Here is a 20,248-nt window from a genome sequence, read left to right as displayed (position 1 = left end):
AGTAGATACTTCGTGATATTTGCATGCCTTATGGATTGGAATTTTTAGAAAATAGCATCCGTTTCTACAATGACTTTGACATTGCGTACACTGCGATCTTCCGGACCTTTGACAGGAAGACCCACTTTGACATGATCAGTAATGTAGTCGATGTTCTCCTGGGAGATGACTTCTCCCGGCAGCAGAATCGGAATACCCGGCGGATAAACATAGATGAATTCGGCAATAATCCGTCCTGCGGATTCTTCGAAAGCAATCGTCTCGGTATCTCCATAAAACGCTTCGCGTGGCGTCAGGGACAGCTGCGGAATCTCGGGGATCTTGACCATCAATTCTTTGATCTCGCGGCCGCTGCCATAGAACTCGGCAGCCATATCGGTCAGGGCGCGAATCAGAATATCCACGCTGTCCTGTGTATCACCCGGAGTCACCAGACAGAGGATATTGTACATATCACTCAGCTCGATCTCCAGATTGTAATGATCGCGCAACCAGTTCTCTGCGTCGTAACCGGTAATGCCCAGATGACGGATATGAATCGTCAGCTTGGTCGGATCATAATTGAAAGTCGCTTCACCGCCGAGCAGCTCTTCGCCAAAGCAGTACAACCCTTCAATTTCATTGATTTTGCGGCGTGACTCTTGAGCCAGTCCGATCGTACGCTCTGCCATTTCATGTCCATTCAGTGCCAGATTTCGGCGGGATGTATCCAGCGAAGCCAGCAGAATATAGGAGGTCGAGGTTGTAGTCAACATACTGATGATCGTCTGAACCCGCTGCGGGTTCACATGACCATTTTTCACATTGACATTCAGGACGGAACTCTGGGTCATGGAGCCGCCCAGCTTGTGTACGCTGGTAGCAGCCATATCGGCACCGGCAGCCATAGCCGATACCGGAAGCTTTTCATTAAAATGAATCAGTACGCCATGCGCTTCATCGACCAGTACCGGAACGCCGCGGCTGTGAGCCAGATCGACGATCTCCTTGAGATCGGCACATACACCGAAATACGTCGGATTAATCACGAGTACCCCTTTGGCATCCGGATGGCGATCTAGCGCCCGGCGTACCGAAGAGGTAGTAATACCATGATCGATCCCCAGGTTCTCATCACGTACCGGGGAGACGAATACCGGCTTGGCTCCTGCAAAGATAATCGCTGACATAATCGATTTGTGTACATTGCGCGGAACAATCAGTTTATCGCCGGGCGAGCAGACGGTCATAATCATCGTCATGATCGCACCGCTGGTACCCTGTACGGAGAAATACGTGTAGTCTGCACCGAACGCATCGGCAGCCAGCTTTTGTGCCTGTTCGATCACACCCATTGGTTGATGAAGATCATCGAGTGGTGCGATATTGATCAGATCTATAGAAAGGGCGTTATCCCCAATAAACTCTCGGAATTCCTGATCACTGCCGAGTCCTTTTTTGTGTCCCGGAATGTGAAATTGCACGGGATTGCTTGCCGCATGCTGCTTAAGGGCAGTGAAAAGCGGAGTTTGCGTATGATCCATCGAAGCTGTCACAACCTTTCTAAAGGTGGAATATGGGTAAACATTTTAAAACCAAACAAAAATGAGTATAGCAAAATGAGGGGGGAATGCAATAGTTATCTTGGGAGAGAGTTGCAGACTGCTGATTATCTCATGCTACAATACATATGGCTATTCCCACAAAAATGAATTCTTTTTCCAGATTCGTTTCCATAAAATGACTGCTTTGTCGAACTGCTGTTGAGCTCAGCGGCAGATCGGCAAAGCAGTATATACAGTGTATACATTATGCGAGTCTGCTATAAGCTAGCCCGAGAGGAGCCCCTTATGCCCAGTACTGCCAATTATTCGTCGCCACGCCATTCGTCCAGGCGGAGACACCAATTTAACTTTAGCTGTCTATGGCTGCTCATTTTCCTTGTTGAATTTGTAAAAGGCGGACTGCTGGTTACACTGTTGCCGCTATATATGGGACATATGCTCGGATTGCCTGCTTTTACAATCGGACTGGCATTCGCTCTTCAATATGTAGGTGATAATGCACTGCGCAGTCCGGCGGGCTGGTTGGCTGAACGACTAGGGTTCCGGGTGACGATGACGCTGGGTATGGTGCTTGTGCTGCTGGCGGTGTGGATCATGGCGACGGTGCAGCATACCGGCTGGCTGATTGCTGCCTGTGCCATAATGGGGATTGGCAGTGCTCCACTATGGCCTTGTGTCATGTCCAAGATTACAGATCTCTCCAGCGACAAAGGCAATTATGGCACGCCGATGAGCATTATCGAGATTGCTTCGCTGGGTGGAGCCGGACTGGGGCCGGTAACGGTGAATTGGCTAAGCAGCGATAAGTCCTATGATTTGATTTTCCATATCCTGCTGATCGGCATGGTTGTAGTAATTGCTGTGGCTCTGTGTCTGCCTGGCAAAAAACGAAAGCCATCCCCTTTGGATACTGCCAAACTGCCCATAAAACAGCAAGGAATCTCTGGATTACAAGCGCAAGCCTCAGAGACAGACCAGATAAACGATCCGGCAGACACTGACAACCAATGGGGCAAAATTCGTTATTATATAAAGCTGCTTCGTTCGCTTCATATTCATCCGCTGTTATATCCGGCTCTATTTATGCAGTCTTTTGCCCTGGGTATACTGACACCAATTATTACGTTGTATGTAGTCAGAGAATTGGGGCTCACACCTGCATATTTCAATGCCCTGCTGATTGGTGGGGGAGCTGTTACCGTATTAGGACTGATTCCGGCCGGACGATTTATTGATCGACTGGGCAGCCGTATCTTTTTGCGCATTGGATTTCTGCTGGCGGCCACTGCGTTGGTTGGACTGGCTTCGACCCATATGCTGTTTTGGATCTGGGTGTTTGTATTGGGTGCAGGATTCAGCTACGCGATGATTTTGCCGGCCTGGAATGCACTGCTGGCAAATCTGGTGCCTGCTGAGGAAAAGGCAGCAGTATGGGGGCTGTTTCTCACGCTGCAGGGTTCCGGATTGGTCATCGGTCCGCTTGTCTCTGGCACATTATGGGATAAGATTAGTCCGCAAGCTCCCTTTTTTGTCAGTGCCACAGCGATGGTATGCTTGTTTGTTATTCATTGGGTAATGGTCAGACAGCGGCCGGATCTGAAATAAAACCATCAATAGTTATCATTCGCAGCGAATCAGTTAGCCAACGATCAGCTCGCTGCATAAATAACAAAAAAAGAATATAAACATTCAACAATGAATCGGTAATAAAAAAGCCCACTTTCCTGCAGCGTTGCCATGCTGGAAAGTGGGCTTTTGGTAATGAACTATTTGTGTTCATGGATAGTGTGAGGTTAGCATCATTTTAGATTCATTGCTTAGTCATGTGTAAGAATAAATATCCAAAGCACATCCACTCGATAACGTTTATGATGCTATTTCATGCGGGTTCAGGCAAAAGCCATTTTATACAGTGGCAGTAGCTGCTCAAAGGTCTGTTCCACCTTCTGAACGAATGCCTCACCGTTACTTAGCAGAGGATCGTCTTTGGCAATGCGCAGTCCGCAGACCACCTCGGACTTTTTGATATTTTGCAGTTTGGTACCGATTGCCATCAGCTGCTGCTCATCCATATCGGATTGCAGGGTGCCCTGTGGAGACATATGATCAGTGGACCAATAGAAATGATCCGGTACGGTTTTTTGGATTTCCTGCAACCGGGAGGCGATTGCTTTGCCAAAATCCACCTTGCGTGGACTCTCATAAATGATGGCAAATACAACAAATACATGACTGCCGAACATACCTACTTCAAAATGGGGCAGAGCCTTGTAGCCACGCTTGTTGGCTGCCCATGCTACCCAGGTATCCTTGGGAGGATTAACAGTACGGCGTGCATGCTTGGCGACATGCACATACATTTCTTCGCCGCTCAGAGCGGACAGATGCGGCTGGATCATCTCACCCAGCATGGTGAGCTTGGGACGGACCCGTTCAATCAGCGCTTCCATGCGTGGTTCCAGTCCATCGATGGAGAATACTTCAAAATCACGGGTATCAAACCCCGGAAAAACAGTCGAATTCATTTTCAAAAGCCTCTCTTTCTGACAGTTGCAACTTCTAGCCGAATTATAGCATAGGATTCACGATATATTTCATGAAGATTACATGTGTCTGAGTTGTTAACTGCTTAGATGATCCGGCAAACGGGTAAAAATAAACAAGTCAAACCAGCAATTATTCTCATATTCGATCTTTATCTTACTACAATTTATACCTGCACAACATCCAGAGTGGATCATTTATACATGAGTAGTTATACCAATAAATAATATAAGGAAAAGGAGGGACTACTATGAACAAGAGCTATGAAGTGGAATACTGCAATCTGGAACTTCGTTTTGAACGCCGGGATATTCAGAATCTGATACGGGATTTGATCAAAGAGGGCTATTCGCTGTACTGGCGCGAGACGGAGGACTCCTTTATCGTATCGATTCGGACGGATGATCATATGACCAAGCTTCGTTTCCAGCAGACTCAGGAAGGCTACAAGCTGATTGGTGATTATCGTATCCATGATGCACGTCTGGCTGAATGGATGGAAAAGCTGATCGGTGACACCAAAGGTCATGCGATTGTAAAACGGTTTCGGGATCAGCAGATTCTGGTAGAAAATATACTGTTTGGCGAAGTGATCCGTATGGTGGAGATTTCCGGATTCGAACAGCGTATTCTATATCAAAAAGAATCGACACCGACCCGTGAATCGCTCAATGCTCTGTACATGTCGACCGAAGGCGAGCAACGCATCGAATCGACCGAGCGCAAGATTGATGAATCGCTCGATCTGCTGAATGAAGCGATCAAAGCAGGCGATACCAAGCGTGTTGAAGAGTGCAAAAAAGTGTTGGAAAATCTTCGTTTTGAACTTGTACGCTTGGAAAAGTAAAGTTTAAGGCGTGATATGCATGGGGTTCATAAAAATAGTTTGAATTTTACGTAAAAAATTCAACATTTTTATGAACTTTCATGGGATCACGCCTTTAGACTTTCTTTATATCCATAAAACATGTAAAATGTTGAATTGACTCAACTGAGATTATACAGATTATTGAATAAAAAATACTGTAGTAAAGGATGGAGAACCAGAAATGTCTAAACAACAAATTGGTGTAGTTGGTCTTGCCGTTATGGGTAAGAACCTGGCTCTGAACATCGAAAGCAAAGGGTTCAGCGTATCTGTATTCAACCGCTCCCCGCAAAAAACGCATGATCTGATGGAAGAAGCCAAAGGCAAAAATATGGTTGGTACGTTCTCAATCGAGGAATTTGTCCAGTCTCTGGAAGTTCCACGCAAAATTCTGATCATGGTTCAGGCGGGTCCTGCTACAGACGCTACCATTGAACAGCTGGTTCCACATCTGGATCAAGGCGATATTATTATTGATGGCGGTAACGCCCATTTCCCTGATACACAGCGCCGCAGCAAAGAACTGGAAGACAAAGGTTTCCGCTTTATCGGAGCGGGCGTATCCGGCGGTGAAGAAGGCGCACTGAAAGGTCCTGCAATCATGCCGGGCGGACAGGAAAGTGCCTACAAGCTGGTTGAACCGATCCTGACTTCTATCTCTGCACATGTTAACGGCGATCCTTGCTGTACATATATCGGACCGGACGGTGCAGGCCACTATGTGAAAATGGTCCACAACGGTATCGAGTATGGCGACATGCAGCTGATCGGTGAAGCATATAACCTGCTTACTTCTGTACTTGGTGCAGACACCAAAGAACTGCATTCCATTTTCGATGAATGGAACAAAGGCGAGCTGGATAGCTACCTGATCGAAATTACAACAGATATCTTTACCAAATATGACGAAGAAACCGGCAAACCGATGGTAGATGTAATCCTCGATGCTGCCGGCCAAAAAGGTACAGGCAAATGGACGAGCCAAAGCGCACTGGATCTCGGCGTGCCATTGTCCATGATCACCGAATCCGTATTCGCACGCTTCCTGTCTGCAATCAAGGAAGAACGCGTAGCCGCAAGCAAAATCCTGAGCGGTCCAAAAACAGAAGCGTTCTCCGGTGACAAAGCCGAATTTATCGAAGCGATCCGTAAAGCACTTTACGCTTCCAAAATCGTATCCTACGCTCAAGGTTTCGCACAAATGCGTGCGGCTTCCGACGAGTATGGCTGGGATCTGAAATACGGTAACATCGCCATGATCTTCCGCGGCGGCTGTATCATTCGTTCCCGCTTCCTGCAAAACATCAAGGATGCATACGACAAAGACGGCGGCCTGAAAAACCTGCTGCTTGACGACTACTTCAAAAATATCGTTGAAAACTATCAAGACGCATGGCGTGAAGTGGTAGCTACAGCAGTGAAATACGGTATTCCGGTTCCTGGTTTCTCCAGCGCACTGGCTTACTTCGACAGCTACCGCACTGAGCGTCTGCCAGCGAACCTGCTGCAGGCACAACGTGACTACTTCGGCGCTCACACGTTCAAACGTGTAGACAAAGAAGGCACATTCCACTACGAGTGGATGAAAGAACAATAATGTATTGACCAACTATACATTTCTTGAAGATTTGCAAGTAAATGTATGCTCAATTACTATCAGCATTTAACGTAATTAGCTTAATAAACCCCCTCTTTCTATCAAATAGAAAAAGGGGGTTTATTAAATTACCACACTTACTTTTGCGAGGGACTTGATATTTGCAAATTGCACGGAACGAAGGGGAGGAGAAATGCCATAAGGTCGACATTGAAGAGGAGAGTTTTTATAACCATCTCTACCTGTTCGGTCAAAATTCCCTTCTTTACCAGAGGCCGCTAGAATTTTCTTCCTCGGAGTAACCTCCTGCGATCTGCAACGATCCCTTCCTCACACCCACCCTTCTAAAGGATTGTCTAAACTTTCCCGCGTATGTTATGATGTGTGGAATAAAACAGATGCTGAAAGAGGTGTGTATATTGCATCAGGAAAGTGAAATTCAGCATTCCAATATCATTCTCGTCGGTATGATGGGGACAGGCAAAACGACTGTAGGTACGCTCCTGGCTGAACAGCTATCTTATCCGCTCGTGGATATGGATACGATCATTGCCGAGAGAGAAGGAATATCGGTACAGGAGATTTTTCGTACCAAAGGTGAAGCCTATTTCCGTGATTTGGAGAGTCGGGTGCTGGAAGAGATGCTTCAATCGACCGGTCAGGTGATTTCTACCGGAGGCGGATGCGTACTGCGTGAGCTGAATCGTGCCATTATGCTGGATAAAGGACTGGTTGTAGCGCTGACAGCCGGTGTCGATCATATTGTGGGTCGTGTGGCAGGCGACAATAATCGTCCGCTGCTTGCCGGTGACACGAGAGAACGAGTACAGACCATTATGGAGGAACGCAAAGATGCGTATCACTTTGCTCACGTAACAGTGGATACATCGCTGTTAACCCCGGAGGAAGTCGTTTCTTGCGTTTTAGCACGTTACCGCGTCTAAGCTTTTTAGGTTTTAGGCAGAGAAGTAAATAGGGATATGTTATAGAGGATGATGGAGCAGCAAATCGAAGACTGACATAAAAAAAGGAAGGCTTATTCGCCTTCCATCCAGTCAATCATACCGCCCGACATGTTGAGGCAGTTATCATAGCCATTCTGGATTAGATACTCACGTACACGTTCACTGCGCGCACCGCTGCGGCAGATCAGAACGGTCTGAACATCTGGATCGATCTCTTCCATTCGTACCGGAATCTGATTCATGGGAATATGTCGTGCCCCTTCGATCATGCCATAAATGACTTCGTCATGCTCGCGTACATCGATCAGCTGCAGCTGTTCACCATCCGCTAACCGCTGACGCAGTTCGTCTGTTGTAATTTGTGTTTCGTTAGCCATAATATGTTTTACCCCTATTCGTTGAGTTTTGGAATAATTATCAAGAGCAGATAGTAATACTGCTTAAAAATTAAAATGATCTGTGTTCATCATACCGAGCATCATATGCACTGTCAATTTGACAGCTGTTCCGGCGTAATTTGAGTTCTATCATGCGATTATTATTTTGTCTAAATAAGGAGAATGAATCATGGATGTTATCGTTACCCCTACCCCCGTATTAAAAGGAGAGATTGGAGCTTTATCCTCCAAAAACTATACGACTCGTTACCTGCTGGTTGCCGCTCTGGCAGAAGGTACCAGTACAATCCATTTCCCGGCACACAGTGAAGACAGTGATGCCATGCGCCGCTGTATCCGCGATCTGGGAGCAATACTGGAAGAAGATGAAGAAAAGATTGTTATTACCGGTTTTGGCAGCAAGCCACGTGATGTAAAAGAACTGAATGTAGGCAACGCCGGTGCGGTACTACGCTTCCTGATGGCGATTGCAGCGCTGTGCCCGGAGGTTACCTTTGTCAATACATATCCGGATTCATTGGGTAAACGTCCACATGATGATCTGATTGAATCGCTCGGTCAGCTGGGGGTACAGGTAGAGCATCAGCAGGGACGTCTTCCGATTACCATTCGCGGTGGACAACCCAAAGGTGGCAAAATTACTGTCTCCGGTAGTGTCAGCTCTCAGTATCTGAGTGCGTTGTTGTTCCTGACTCCGCTGCTGGAAGAAGACAGCGAGATTACGGTGCTGCATGATCTGAAATCCAAAGTGGTCGTTGGACAAACGCTTGAAGTATTGTCCCAGGCAGGTATCGTTATCGAAGCGAGTGAAGATCTGATGCACTATCGTGTACCGGGCCGACAACAGTACAAGGCGCAAGAATATACCGTGCAGGGAGACTATCCTGGTTCGGCAGCCGTTCTGGCTGCTGCAGCCGTAACCCGGTCCGATGTAACGATTCACCGTCTGCCGGTAGAGAGCAAACAGGGAGAAAAAGCAGTCGTCGATGTGCTTCAGATGATGCAGGTACCTCTTACTCATGAAAACGGAATTGTACATGTACAGGGTAATGGTCATCTCAAAGCAGTAGAGTTTGATGGCGATGCTGCCACCGATGCTGTACTGGCCATGGTAGCTGCTGCTGTATTTGCCGAGGGCACTTCACGTTTCTATAATGTAGAGAATCTGCGCTACAAGGAATGTGACCGGATTACTGATTATTTGAATGAACTGCGCAAAGCCGGGGCTAATGTAGAAGAGAAGCAAGCGGAAATTATCGTACATGGCCGTCCGGAAGGCGTTGAAGGTGGCGTTACGATCGATGCGCATTATGATCATCGCGTTATCATGGCCCTGTCGATTGTTGGACTGCGTGCCAAAGCCCCGATCCGTATTCAGGATGCTCATCATGTAGCAAAGTCCTACCCGCAGTACTTTGATCATATCCAGGCGCTTGGTGCCAAGGTAGAATGGGTATAAAGTTGAATATCCCATGTAATAAAGGAGGCGGACAGGATGGCTTTTGAGAATCCTTCCAGAGAAGAAATTAAGAAATTACTTGAAGAGGTAGGAACGATCGCTGTAGTAGGGCTGTCGGACAAGCCTGATCGTACTTCATATATGGTAGCAGGCGCTATGCAAAGCCGCGGCTATCGCATTATCCCTGTTAATCCAATGGCAGCCGGTCAGCAGATTCTTGGCGAGACCTGTTATGCTAGTCTGCGCGATATTCCGGAACCAGTCGATATGGTCAATGTATTCCGCCGTAGTGAGTTCTGTGCTGAAGTGGCACAGGAAGCGGCAGACGTCCATGCCCGTACGCTGTGGCTGCAGCTGGGTGTATTCAGTGAGGAAGCGGCAGAGATTGCCCGTCAGCATGAGATGAATATCATTATGGACCGCTGTATCAAAGTCGAAGAAGCTATTTTGCGTCCGGTTCGGAGCTAGGAAGCATGAAGTCAGCTACAAATCTGAACGGTTTGGCTGAATGTGATGTTCAGGTACTTTCATGCTCAACCCGTAAAGGTCGCCGATGGTTGTCTAAATAATATGTTGTCTAAATAATATTCGGAATCCAGTTAATCGCATATCATTTTTAAAATGCACCCTTTAAAATGAACATGGGACTCCTTTTGAGGTGATCCAATGAACATTTGGGGTGCATTTTTGCTGTAATGATTGCGGGTATATATCGATAGCAAAATAGTATAAAATCAGCGTATATAAGGTTCTTTTAATGAAGTATTCCGATCCGCTGAAAACCGGCGTTACAAAATGCATAAACTGCTTTGACAAATGCATATCAACAGCGTACCATCAGGTATAGGAAGGGGGAAGGCGCGTTGAACTGGCTAGGTTCCCTGCAGCAGTTCGGAAGGGCAATTATGCTGCCAACGATGGTACTTCCAGCTGCAGCCATACTGCTCAGTGTTGGCGGACTACCGTGGGATACATGGGGTGCACCCGTGATCTCGGAAGTCGCTACTGTAGCAGGACAGAGTATCTTTCACTATTTACCTTTCATTTTTGCGATAGGCGTCGCGTTGGGACTTGCCAATCAGGAAGGCCCCGCCGGTCTGGCTGCATTTGCCGGTATGGCGTTATACGACTATGTCATTCGGCATTTTAGCAGTGAATTAATCCAGCCTTCCACATTAATCGGCATCATTATAGGTGTTATTGCCGGGGCGGCCTACAGGCGGTTCAAAAATGTGCGGCTTCCTGAAGCGATCCAGTTTTTTGGCGGATCGCGTTTTGTTCTTTTATTTATGGGATTATTCTCATCCTTGTTCGCCTGTCTGATGCTGTGGATGGCTCCATTGCTTCAGAATGTACTAAATGGGCTGACCTGGGTGTTATCTACAATGGGCGGTCTGGGATTGTTCTTGTATGGAGCATTATACCGTGTACTGTCGGCTTTTGGGCTGCATCATCTGCTCAATAATATTGTCTGGTTTCAGATTGGATCGTATGAAGCACATGGAGATATAGTGCAGGGTGATCTGCCGCGCTTTTTCAGTGGTGATCCGACGGCGGGCATCTATATGGCAGGATTGTATCCAGTTATGATGTTTGCATTGCCTGCGGCTGCGCTGGCTATTATTCATGAAGCAAGAGAAGATCTCAAACCCAAAGTCCGTAAAACGTTTATGCGGGCAGCGCTTGTCTGCTTTTTGACTGGTGTATCCGAGCAGATTGAGTTTGCGTTTCTGTTTGCTTCGCCGGGCTTGTTCATGATTCATATTTTCCTGTCCGGACTGGCGATGTGGATTACGTATGCGCTGGATATCCACCATGGATTCTCTTATTCTGCCGGTGTAATTGATTATGTGCTTAATTATCATTTGTCTACCAACGCCTGGTTGCTTATACCGATTGGTATCGCCTATGCGCTGGTCTATTATGCCATTTTCCGGTTTGCTATTCGAAGGTTCCGGATTCCGACACCCGGGCGCGAAGAAGCTTCGACACTGGGAGATTGGGTCGGGAATATTCCGTATCAGGCGCCGCTTATTTTGCAGGCACTGGGTGGCAAGGACAACGTTATACAGGTGGAAGCATGTATTACTCGTCTACGTCTCACGGTAGTGAATGATCGTCTACTGGATAACCGGGCGCTCAAGGAATTGGGCTCGGCCGGGCTGATCAAGCTTGGTGGAGGCAATGTACAGATTGTATTCGGTACATACTCCGAACTGATTCGCGAAGAAATTCGCAAACTCATGGATCACGATCTGTCTCATGTGAAATTCTGTGCTCCGGTACAGGGTCGTATGATTCCGCTCGCGGAAGTGCCGGATCAGATTTTTGCCGGCAAACTGGTTGGTGAGGGAGTTGCCTTTGTTCCCGAGAGCGGTGAACTGGTAGCACCTGTAGCGGGTACGATTATTCATATGTACCCAACTATGCATGCACTGGGTATACGAACAGTAGAAGGGGTGGAAATTCTGCTTCATATCGGAATTGATACATCCCAGCAAAAGGGATGTTTTGAAGCTTTTGTTGCTTCCGGAGATGTTATCGAACCCGGTCAGCTGTTAATCAAGTTTGATCTCGATACCTTGCAAAAAAACGCACCGTCTCTTGCGACACCTATGGTAATTACGAACCCTGACCGTGTACGATCCTGGAGCTATGCTCCATTCAAACAGGTGAAAAAAGGACAGGGTACAGTAATGTCGGTCGTACTGCATGATAAGAACGGTGGGGAGGAAAAAGCATGATTCAGGGAATTGCGGCTGCTGCTGGAGTAGCCATTGGAAAAGCATTTGTACTGCCTACCTGGGAATGGGATGTACCCGATCAGAAGCTGGATACTGTCGATTTGACCCAGGAGTTTGAACGTTTATACGAAGGAATCCGTACATCCAAGCACGAGATCGAGTCGATGAAAAATGAGTTCGAGGAAATTGCGGGTCCGGAAGAATCCAGCATTTTCGATGCACATATTGCTATTTTGGAAGATCCCGAGTTTATGAATGAGATCCGGGGACTGATCGAGCGTCAGTACAAGGCAGCTGAAGTTGCCGTACAGGAAGCCACGGACCATTTTGTGACGATGTTCGATCTGCTGGATGATGAATATATGAAGGAACGTGCAGCCGATATCAAGGATGTAGGCAATCGCCTGCTCAAGCATCTGCTGGGCGCACCGGAAGTGACACTTCCAACCGATACACAGCCCTATGTTCTGGTCGCCAAGGAACTGCCACCTTCGCAGTTGGTGCATTTGAATCCACAGCATGTACTGGGCATCGTAACGATGATGGGCGGCAAAACATCCCATTCAGCGATTATGGCTCGTGCACTCGGTATTCCACTCGTATCCGGTCTGGAGAATGAGCTGGAGTCTTTGATCCAGACAGGTGAAATGGTCGTGGTCGACGGTGACCAGGGCAGAGTATATGTGGAGCCCGATGCACAGATCATAGAATCCTATCAGCGTCTGCGTACCGAGCAGCAGCAGCGTAAGCGTCAACTGGCACTGCTCACGTCAGTAGAGCCGGTTACATCAGATGGCATGAAGATGCGTCTGTCTGCCAATATCAGCTCTATCAAGGAACTGGATATTGCACTGAATCATGGAGCCGAAGGTGTGGGACTATTCCGTACCGAATTTATGTATATGGACCGGAAATCATTGCCGGAAGAGCAGGAACAGTTTGAGATTTATCGACTGGTAGTGGAGAAGTCCAAAGGTCAGCCAGTTGTTATTCGTACACTGGACATTGGCGGCGACAAGGAACTTGATTATTTTGAGCTGCCCGAAGAAGAAAATCCATTCCTTGGTTACCGGGCTATTCGTATCTGTCTGGATCATCCGGAGATGTTCAGAACCCAGCTGCGTGCTATTTTGCGTGCAAGTGCCTACGGTAAAGTTAAAATCATGTATCCGATGATCTCTTCCCTGGAAGAATTGCGCCGGGCGAACGCGGCATTGAAGCAAGCCAAGCAGGAACTGGATCAACGTAAAGAACACTATGATCCCGATATCGAAGTAGGAATTATGATCGAAGTTCCGGCTGCTGTTGCTATTGCAGATCTATTGGCCGATGAATGCGACTTTTTCAGTATCGGCAGTAATGATCTGGTACAGTATGTGCTTGCGGTAGACCGGATGAACGAGCATATCGCGCATATGTATAATCCGTATCATCCTGCTGTGCTGCGTATGCTGCGAGCGACGGTGGAAGCAGCCCGTGCCAGTGGCATTCCGGTAAGTATCTGCGGAGAGATGGCAGGAGACGAACGTTCTCTGCCATTTTGGATGCATCTCGGTGTACAGCAGTTGAGTATGTCGCCGCAATCACTGCTACGCATCAAGCAATCCATTTTGCACACTTCATCAACCGAAGCAGCACAGCAAGCTGCGCGCTGGATGAAGCTCAAGACGGCTGCCGAGATCGAGCAGGAGATGAGCCGTTATAACACAGCACTGCACGAATTGATTGCTGCAGACGAACAGCTCGCCTGCTCGCCAATATCCTGAGAGAATCGTCATAATCCATAATAAAAATAACCGCTCCCACTAATATGGGGGGCGGTTATTATTGTTTAAATACGCTTATTCACCTGCAAGTGCATCGCAGAATGCTTTACCATAAGGAGGCAGATCAGGTGGACGACGTGCTGAGATAATATGTCCATCAACTACAACCGCTTCGTCTTTCCAGATAGCTCCGGCGTTTTCCATATCGTCACGGATGCCTGGAGTGGAAGTGACGGTTATGCCCTTCAAAATATGAGCAGAAATCAACACCCAGCCTGCATGACAGATCTGACCAATCGGCTTGCGTGCTTCGTTCATCTCGCGTACCAGTTCCAGCACTTTCGGATAACGACGCAATTTGTCCGGCGCCCATCCGCCAGGAACGAGTATGCCATCATAATCGGCACTATCGAGTTCGTCAAAGCTGTACTCCGCTTCGGCAGGTACACCATATTTGCCGATATACTTTTTGCCTTTTTCGGCGCCGGCAAGATGGACTTCAGCCCCTTCTTCGCGTACGCGATATACCGGAACCCATAATTCCAGATCCTCGAATTCCTCATCAACCAGAGCAATAACCTTTTTGCCTGCTAATCTCATTATAAACTTCCTTTCTTTACCAATCAGTATTGGAATAAAAATAGTAGCTTGATTCAGTCATATGGCCTGTGGCTATGGGCTATATTGTAACAAAATAACAAAAATCAATCAAAATTGAAGTGGTTTTGTTGTTTCATTAACCTCATGATAAGGATAATTAGATATAATTGCTGCTAATTGTATACTCTATGAAATATAAATGAGAATGTTCATGAAAGTAACTTTCAAGCGTAGAACCCGAAAAAAGCGGTAACAATGACAAAAAAATAGATTTTTCGGCCGTTTTTTGGTAAGATACTTATGATAGTTAATCATGAAAACGTTCTTACATTCTGGATAGCAAAAAAGGGGATGTGTGGATAATGGCAAATGTAAATCAACTGACAACGATCGATCAATTACAGGAAGCTCTCGACCACACTACAGAGAGACCACTTCTTGTCTTTAAACATAGTACCCGTTGTCCGATTAGTGCAGGCGCATATAGTGAATTTCAATCTTACCTCGGTGGCAGTCCCAGCGAAGAGGTGGATTACGGATTGATTTATGTGGTGGAGAATCGTGATGTTTCCAACGCGGCAGCAGAGAAGCTGGACCTTAAGCATGAGTCACCACAGGCTATATTGATCAAAAACGGAGAACCGGTATGGAATACATCGCATTCCCGTATTACTTCAGGCGCGTTACGTGAGGCACTATCCTAAGCATCATTTCATATGATTGCATACCATAGTGTTTTATCGTATCATGAACGTAATTGAAAAATTAAGAAAAATGTTGAAAATGTAACGAAAATTTATTGGTAATGGAGAGAAGGCACGTGACAGTAACTATTTACGATGTAGCACGCGAAGCTGGCGTATCCATGGCTACCGTATCCCGGGTAGTAAATAATAACCCTAACGTCAAACCACAGACCCGCAAAAAGGTCTATGAAGCGATTGAACGTCTGGGTTATCGCCCGAATGCCGTAGCACGTGGACTGGCAAGCAAGAAGACAACAACCGTAGGTGTTGTTATTCCCGATATTTCAAATTCAATCTTTGCTGAAATCGCTCGTGGTATCGAGGATATTGCAAATATGTACCATTATAATATTATCCTTTGTAATGCCGACAAGAAAAAGGAAAAAGAGATTCGCGTTGTGAATACCCTGCTGGAGAAACAGGTAGATGGTCTGTTATTCATGGGTGGAACCGTAACCGAAGATCATCTGCAAGCGTTTCAGACGGCTGCAGTACCTATCGTATTGTGCGCAACACGTGACGAAGAAGGCATTATTCCTTCTGTAGACATCGATCATGAGCAGGCTGCATTCGATGCAGTAAATACACTTATTCGTCATGGTCACCGTGAAATTGCGATGATTAGTGGTACGCTGCAGGATCCGGCGAATGGTTATTCCCGTTTCCAGGGTTACAAAAAGGCACTGGAAGCCGCTAATATCGAATACAAAGAAGATTGGGTACGTATCGGTAATTATCGTTACGAGTCCGGCGTGGAAGCGATGAAGTACTTTATCGGGCTCAAAAAACGTCCGACAGCTATTTTCGCGGCAACCGATGAAATGGCGATCGGTGCTATTCACAGCATTCAGGATGAAGGACTAAAAGTGCCGGATGACTTCTCTGTTATTTCTGTCGATAACATCCGTATGGCATCCATGGTACGTCCACAGCTAACGACTGTTGCACAGCCAATGTATGATTTGGGTGCAGTAGCTATGCGTCTGCTGACCAAGCTGATGAAAAAGGAAAACGTAGATAATCCTCGTGTGATTCTGCCTCACGAGACAATCTTGCGTCTATCCGTGAATCAGCGTTAATTTCAAATAATAGATATAATTAGAATGCAAAAAACCTCCTGTTCTCTATAGAATAGGAGGCTTTTTTGCGTGAACAAGGCTAAAGAAAGGAGCTGATTTGATCATCCATATGAAAGTCTGATATCTTGCTTTGCTAGACGTAGATAATATACAAAATATGTACAGATACAGATCTAGACTTAGATACAAAACTTAAGTTGTAATGTATCTATACCGCATCTGTACTGACATTACCAAAGAAGCGATATAGCAGAAATGTATTTGTAAAATGAGATATTCATCAACTCAACAATCATCAAAAAGCGCATGCTCCTGAAATCAGTAGATTTCGGAACATGCGCTTTGGATGGTGAAGAGACTTGGTTCAATGGTTTAGTGGAGTGACAAGTTTTGTAGCTGTGATTTAACCAAGGATTATAGGGCTGTCAGATTATAAGTTTATTCTTTGTATGCTACAGCGGAAGACGGCGCAGAGGACTGATCGCCATTTACAGCAACAACATAAAAGAATCCTTTGATCTTAGTACCTGTGTTGTACTGGTAAGCAGGATCTTTGACATCGCCGACCAGGCTGTAGGGACCGCCACTGGAGTGACTGAAATACACCTTGTAGCTGGTGGTTGTCTTGGATGATGCTTTCCAGGTCAGATTGGCAATACCCGAGCCTCCTGATTGAACACTGAGCGAAGAAGGTGTCTCCGGTGCACCGCCATCATCTGACGGTTTATCACTTTGTTCACCATCATTCTCATCGGCTGAACCATCACCAAGCTCACTGCCTTCCATTGGTTGATCATCCGGAACAACTTCTTCCTCTACAGGTACAGGACTGTAGCTCACGGCACCACTGGAAGCTGATTCATGACCGCCAACATCCACGGCAGTCACGTAGAAGGATGAAGCACCATCGCCCGGTACGCTGGAGCTAAAGTAATTGCTGCCCAGCTGAATCGATTTCTGATACTGATACGATCCACCGCCAGTAGAACGATAGAGACGATATCCGACTACATCCGCGGAACCACTGGAGTTAAAGGTAATGCTGGCACTACCACCACTGATCGAGATACGTACATTGCTTGGAGCAGCTGGTGCACTGCCATCGTCCCTGCGCGGGTCAACAGCTGTCGGTGCATCTGCACCTGCATCTTCCGGCAGATAATGACTGAGTGAATATCTGGCACCGGAGGACCTGGACAATGCTTTTTGCAGATCTTTGATCAGTTGTGAAATAGGCATTTCACGTTTGACAACTGTACGCTGATTGACCATATCATCTGGCGTACTGTCCTGCGGAATATAGTTTACACCGTTATAGGTAATATATTTGGCATAGGATACACCATCATCAAAGTCTTTGGGTACAAACTTGGCATTGAAAATATCGGTAACCAGCTTGCCGGATCGCCGTGTAGCGCTGGTCGGCAGCTTGCCGCTATAACCCGATACAGTCTGGGTTACAATGCCGTCCGGTTTGGTAAAGGAATCGGTCTTGAACAGCTCCGGATCACTGTCCGTCACTCTGTTCATAATCGTTGCCCAGAGTGTACGGGCACGCTTCTTGCCATCCTCGGACAGCGTATTAACAGGTTCACGATAACCGGCCCATACGCCAAGCGTTACATCCGGCGTAAAGCCCATAAACCATACATCTGCATAGTTCTGGGTAGATCCTGTTTTACCGGCGATCGGAATTTTGCCGTATTTGTTAAACAGGCTTTGCAGAGAACGACCGGTACCATCGGAACCCGAGATAACCGTACGCAGCATATCGGTCATCAGATACGCTGTCTGCTTGGAGTAGACACGTGTAGGCTCCGCTTTGTGCTGATAGACTACATTACCATATGGATCCACAATTTTACTGATCATATAGGAATCATTGAATACACCCTGGTTCGGAATAGAACCATATGCATTGGTAAGTTCTTCAACAGTGACCCCATATTTCAAACCACCCAGTACGCCGGTCTGAGCGGAATAATCATCTTGGGTAATCGTAGTGATACCGAGTTTTTTGGCAAATGTCCATGCTTTGGCAATGCCGACTTTCTGGTTAAATACTTTTAGGGCAGGCAGGTTCAGCGATTCATTCAGTGCTGTACGTGCAGTAACCAGACCCTGATAACGTCCATTGGCATTACCCGGAATATGATAACCTTTGCTGCCGTTTTCCATAATGAGCGGTGCATCATCCAGAATGCTCGCCGGCTGTACTACTCCGGAATCGAGTCCCGGCAGGTAGGCGGCAATAGGCTTCATCGTCGAGCCGGGCTGCCGTGTCATCTGGGTCGCATAGTTCATCTGTTCTTCCTGGAAGCTGCGACCTTCAATCATACCGAGAATTGCCCCGGTCTTGTGATTGATCATCATTGCTGCCGTTTGTTCTTTTCCTTTGCTGCTGCTATCAGGTGAGAAATTGCTGCTGTCCGCTGCAATCTCATGCATGGTGTTATAGACAGTTTTGTTGATCGTCGTATACACACGGTAGCCACCTGTAAGCAGTTTTTGCCGTGATTCTTCCAATAATTCATTATATTCCTGGGAAGAAATTTTGGCTTTATCCAGATCAGGATTATTCAGCTTCAGCAGAATCTGGGCACCCTGACGCTCGGTCTCCATCATCAGATAAGGATACGTAGAGTAGGCTTTGGATGTTGGTTTGGCCAGAGCTCCTTTGATATCAAAAGCAAGAGCTTCGCGATACTGCTGATTTGTAATTTTGCCCAGCTCATTCATACGTTTCAGTACCAGCTGCTGGCGCTCTACAGCACGTTTGAAGCCGGCCTCGTTGAAACTGCCGCCGCTGTTAAACGCAGAATAGGCAGTTGGAAGCTGGGGCAGACCTGCCATATAGGCAGCTTCTGCAATATTGACTTCATTCAGATCATTAATACCGAAAATTCCTTTGGCGGCTGCCTTGATACCAAAAATATTGTATCCACTGGAGCCTTTACCGAAAGGCATTTTATTCAGATACGCTGTTAAAATCTCATCTTTAGTCAGGAAACGCTCGATCCGCATGGATAACAGCATTTCTTTGATTTTGCGGTCGTTGGTCTTATCCGCACTCAGAAATACCCGTCTTGCTAACTGCTGGGTGAGCGTACTACCGCCAGTCTGAACCGATTCATTCAGCACTTTCTGTTTGACGGCGCGAAGTGTACCATTCATATCCACACCCATATGTTCATAAAACCGGTTGTCTTCTATGGATATAATAGCATTGATAACGGATTGCGGAATTTGATCAAAAGTAACAAGTCTCCGGTCTTCCTCTGTTCTGAGCTGACCAATTGGAGAAGCATCACTAAAATAGGCAAAGCCGGTTACTGCATTTTCATCAATCGACTTTACAATTTCTGCACGCGAACGTACGGGTTCATCTTTTACAATGGAAGAGACGTAGCCCAGCAAAATACCACCAGCGAACAGACAGAAGGTAAAGCCTGCGATCAAGATCCACTTGATGGTTGTCCAGATCCTGCGGCCCCGAGAACGGGTACCGGCGGAACGGTCAGGTTTTTTTGTTGGACGAATGTCCTTCTTTTCAGCCATGATTCTTCCCCCTTTTACCAGCCACTATTATAGCATAAAACATGAGTCTACAATCAGTTTCTTACGACCGATAAGCAGCAGATAGGCACAAAGTCGGAAGTCGAAGCGTTGACTTGGTTGTATGAGTGTGATATAAACGTAATATCTTTACAGCAAGTTTTCGACAATTGGATATGGCAAAGGCTGAGAAAGACACCCAGTAGAAGTGAAGATCATCCTGAATCAGAGAGCCGGTGGTTGGTGCGAACCGGAGAGGACTTCCTTTGAATTACAGGTCTGGAGCCGTCCGGTGAAAATGCAGACATAACCTTCGTCAGGATATGAAGCACATATAAGCCAGGACCGGAATGAATGTTCCGTTATAAATAATGAAGTGAGAA

General features: G+C 46.7%; 15 protein-coding genes. 10 read left to right on the top strand and 5 right to left on the bottom strand.

The window, feature by feature from the left end; translation table 11 throughout:
- Nucleotides 1-44: 44 nt before the first annotated feature.
- Nucleotides 45-1,523, bottom strand: a complete 1,479-nt coding sequence (locus WH46_RS12035; protein ID WP_017814647.1) for an aminotransferase class I/II-fold pyridoxal phosphate-dependent enzyme — start codon at nucleotides 1,521-1,523, stop codon at nucleotides 45-47.
- A gap of 306 nt (nucleotides 1,524-1,829) precedes the next feature.
- On the opposite strand from WH46_RS12035, the gene WH46_RS12030 reads away from it, so the two are divergent.
- Nucleotides 1,830-3,149 carry an MFS transporter gene (locus tag WH46_RS12030; RefSeq protein ID WP_046226828.1) on the top strand — a complete coding sequence of 440 codons (1,320 nt, stop codon included), beginning with the start codon at nucleotides 1,830-1,832 and terminating at the stop codon, nucleotides 3,147-3,149.
- Nucleotides 3,150-3,433: 284 nt separating this feature from the next.
- Here WH46_RS12030 and WH46_RS12025 read toward each other — a convergent pair whose 3' ends face one another.
- Nucleotides 3,434-4,069, bottom strand: a complete 636-nt coding sequence (locus tag WH46_RS12025) for a YktB family protein (RefSeq protein WP_017814650.1) — start codon at nucleotides 4,067-4,069, stop codon at nucleotides 3,434-3,436.
- Nucleotides 4,070-4,338: 269 nt separating this feature from the next.
- Between WH46_RS12025 and WH46_RS12020 the strand changes: the two genes are divergently transcribed.
- From WH46_RS12020 to WH46_RS12010, 3 genes are all read left to right on the top strand, one after another.
- Nucleotides 4,339-4,935, top strand: a complete 597-nt coding sequence (locus WH46_RS12020) for a hypothetical protein (RefSeq protein ID WP_017814651.1) — start codon at nucleotides 4,339-4,341, stop codon at nucleotides 4,933-4,935.
- A gap of 202 nt (nucleotides 4,936-5,137) precedes the next feature.
- The gene (gndA, locus tag WH46_RS12015; protein WP_017814652.1) at nucleotides 5,138-6,553 is read left to right on the top strand and encodes an NADP-dependent phosphogluconate dehydrogenase; all 1,416 of its coding nucleotides are present in this window, start codon (nucleotides 5,138-5,140) and stop codon (nucleotides 6,551-6,553) included.
- Nucleotides 6,554-6,972: 419 nt separating this feature from the next.
- Nucleotides 6,973-7,497, top strand: a complete 525-nt coding sequence (locus WH46_RS12010; RefSeq protein WP_082208391.1) for a shikimate kinase — start codon at nucleotides 6,973-6,975, stop codon at nucleotides 7,495-7,497.
- Between the two features lie 92 nt (nucleotides 7,498-7,589).
- Here the strand turns inward: WH46_RS12010 and WH46_RS12005 are convergent, their stop codons facing one another.
- Nucleotides 7,590-7,895 (bottom strand): rhodanese-like domain-containing protein, encoded by a 306-nt coding sequence (locus WH46_RS12005; protein WP_046226826.1) that lies wholly within the window; start codon nucleotides 7,893-7,895, stop codon nucleotides 7,590-7,592.
- A gap of 190 nt (nucleotides 7,896-8,085) precedes the next feature.
- On the opposite strand from WH46_RS12005, the gene aroA reads away from it, so the two are divergent.
- The 4 genes from aroA (at nucleotide 8,086) to ptsP (ending at nucleotide 13,885) form a co-directional block, all read left to right on the top strand.
- Entirely contained in the window at nucleotides 8,086-9,375 is a 1,290-nt protein-coding gene (gene aroA / locus WH46_RS12000; protein ID WP_017814655.1) for a 3-phosphoshikimate 1-carboxyvinyltransferase, read from the top strand.
- Between the two features lie 36 nt (nucleotides 9,376-9,411).
- Nucleotides 9,412-9,843 carry a CoA-binding protein gene (locus WH46_RS11995; protein WP_017814656.1) on the top strand — a complete coding sequence of 144 codons (432 nt, stop codon included), beginning with the start codon at nucleotides 9,412-9,414 and terminating at the stop codon, nucleotides 9,841-9,843.
- Between the two features lie 395 nt (nucleotides 9,844-10,238).
- Nucleotides 10,239-12,119 (top strand): glucose PTS transporter subunit IIA, encoded by a 1,881-nt coding sequence (locus WH46_RS11990; protein WP_046226825.1) that lies wholly within the window; start codon nucleotides 10,239-10,241, stop codon nucleotides 12,117-12,119.
- Entirely contained in the window at nucleotides 12,116-13,885 is a 1,770-nt protein-coding gene (gene ptsP, locus WH46_RS11985; RefSeq protein ID WP_046226824.1) for a phosphoenolpyruvate--protein phosphotransferase, read from the top strand. Before WH46_RS11990 ends, ptsP begins: the two co-directional genes overlap by 4 nt.
- Nucleotides 13,886-13,960: 75 nt before the next feature.
- Here ptsP and WH46_RS11980 read toward each other — a convergent pair whose 3' ends face one another.
- Complete coding sequence (locus tag WH46_RS11980; RefSeq protein WP_046226823.1) at nucleotides 13,961-14,488, bottom strand: type 1 glutamine amidotransferase domain-containing protein; 528 nt, start codon at nucleotides 14,486-14,488, stop codon at nucleotides 13,961-13,963.
- Nucleotides 14,489-14,847: 359 nt separating this feature from the next.
- Between WH46_RS11980 and ytxJ the strand changes: the two genes are divergently transcribed.
- Together ytxJ and ccpA are read left to right on the top strand one after the other, a co-directional pair.
- The gene (ytxJ, locus tag WH46_RS11975; protein ID WP_046226822.1) at nucleotides 14,848-15,189 is read left to right on the top strand and encodes a bacillithiol system redox-active protein YtxJ; all 342 of its coding nucleotides are present in this window, start codon (nucleotides 14,848-14,850) and stop codon (nucleotides 15,187-15,189) included.
- Between the two features lie 116 nt (nucleotides 15,190-15,305).
- The gene (gene ccpA, locus WH46_RS11970; RefSeq protein WP_017814661.1) at nucleotides 15,306-16,310 is read left to right on the top strand and encodes a catabolite control protein A; all 1,005 of its coding nucleotides are present in this window, start codon (nucleotides 15,306-15,308) and stop codon (nucleotides 16,308-16,310) included.
- A gap of 438 nt (nucleotides 16,311-16,748) precedes the next feature.
- On the opposite strand, the gene WH46_RS11965 is transcribed toward ccpA, so the two are convergent.
- Entirely contained in the window at nucleotides 16,749-19,868 is a 3,120-nt protein-coding gene (locus WH46_RS11965) for a transglycosylase domain-containing protein (protein ID WP_046226821.1), read from the bottom strand.
- Nucleotides 19,869-20,248: the final 380 nt, after the last annotated feature.

This window comes from Paenibacillus dauci, from assembly GCF_000971985.1.
In the GTDB taxonomy this organism is placed as follows: Bacteria; Bacillota; Bacilli; order Paenibacillales; family Paenibacillaceae; genus Saccharibacillus; species Saccharibacillus dauci.
Note: the sequence above shows the minus strand (reverse complement) of the source record. Positions and strands in the feature narration are given on the sequence as shown.

What these genes read in the sequence shown, in the direction of transcription:
- WH46_RS12020 (WP_017814651.1), top strand. Translation starts at nt 4,339, where the DNA reads ATGAACAAGAGCTATGAAGTGGAATACTGCAATCTGGAACTTCGTTTT.
- WH46_RS12035 (WP_017814647.1), bottom strand. Translation starts at nt 1,523, where the DNA reads ATGGATCATACGCAAACTCCGCTTTTCACTGCCCTTAAGCAGCATGCG.
- WH46_RS12025 (WP_017814650.1), bottom strand. Translation starts at nt 4,069, where the DNA reads ATGAATTCGACTGTTTTTCCGGGGTTTGATACCCGTGATTTTGAAGTA.
- ytxJ (WP_046226822.1), top strand. Translation starts at nt 14,848, where the DNA reads ATGGCAAATGTAAATCAACTGACAACGATCGATCAATTACAGGAAGCT.
- aroA (WP_017814655.1), top strand. Translation starts at nt 8,086, where the DNA reads ATGGATGTTATCGTTACCCCTACCCCCGTATTAAAAGGAGAGATTGGA.
- WH46_RS11995 (WP_017814656.1), top strand. Translation starts at nt 9,412, where the DNA reads ATGGCTTTTGAGAATCCTTCCAGAGAAGAAATTAAGAAATTACTTGAA.
- gndA (WP_017814652.1), top strand. Translation starts at nt 5,138, where the DNA reads ATGTCTAAACAACAAATTGGTGTAGTTGGTCTTGCCGTTATGGGTAAG.
- WH46_RS12030 (WP_046226828.1), top strand. Translation starts at nt 1,830, where the DNA reads ATGCCCAGTACTGCCAATTATTCGTCGCCACGCCATTCGTCCAGGCGG.
- WH46_RS12005 (WP_046226826.1), bottom strand. Translation starts at nt 7,895, where the DNA reads ATGGCTAACGAAACACAAATTACAACAGACGAACTGCGTCAGCGGTTA.
- WH46_RS11965 (WP_046226821.1), bottom strand. Translation starts at nt 19,868, where the DNA reads ATGGCTGAAAAGAAGGACATTCGTCCAACAAAAAAACCTGACCGTTCC.
- ptsP (WP_046226824.1), top strand. Translation starts at nt 12,116, where the DNA reads ATGATTCAGGGAATTGCGGCTGCTGCTGGAGTAGCCATTGGAAAAGCA.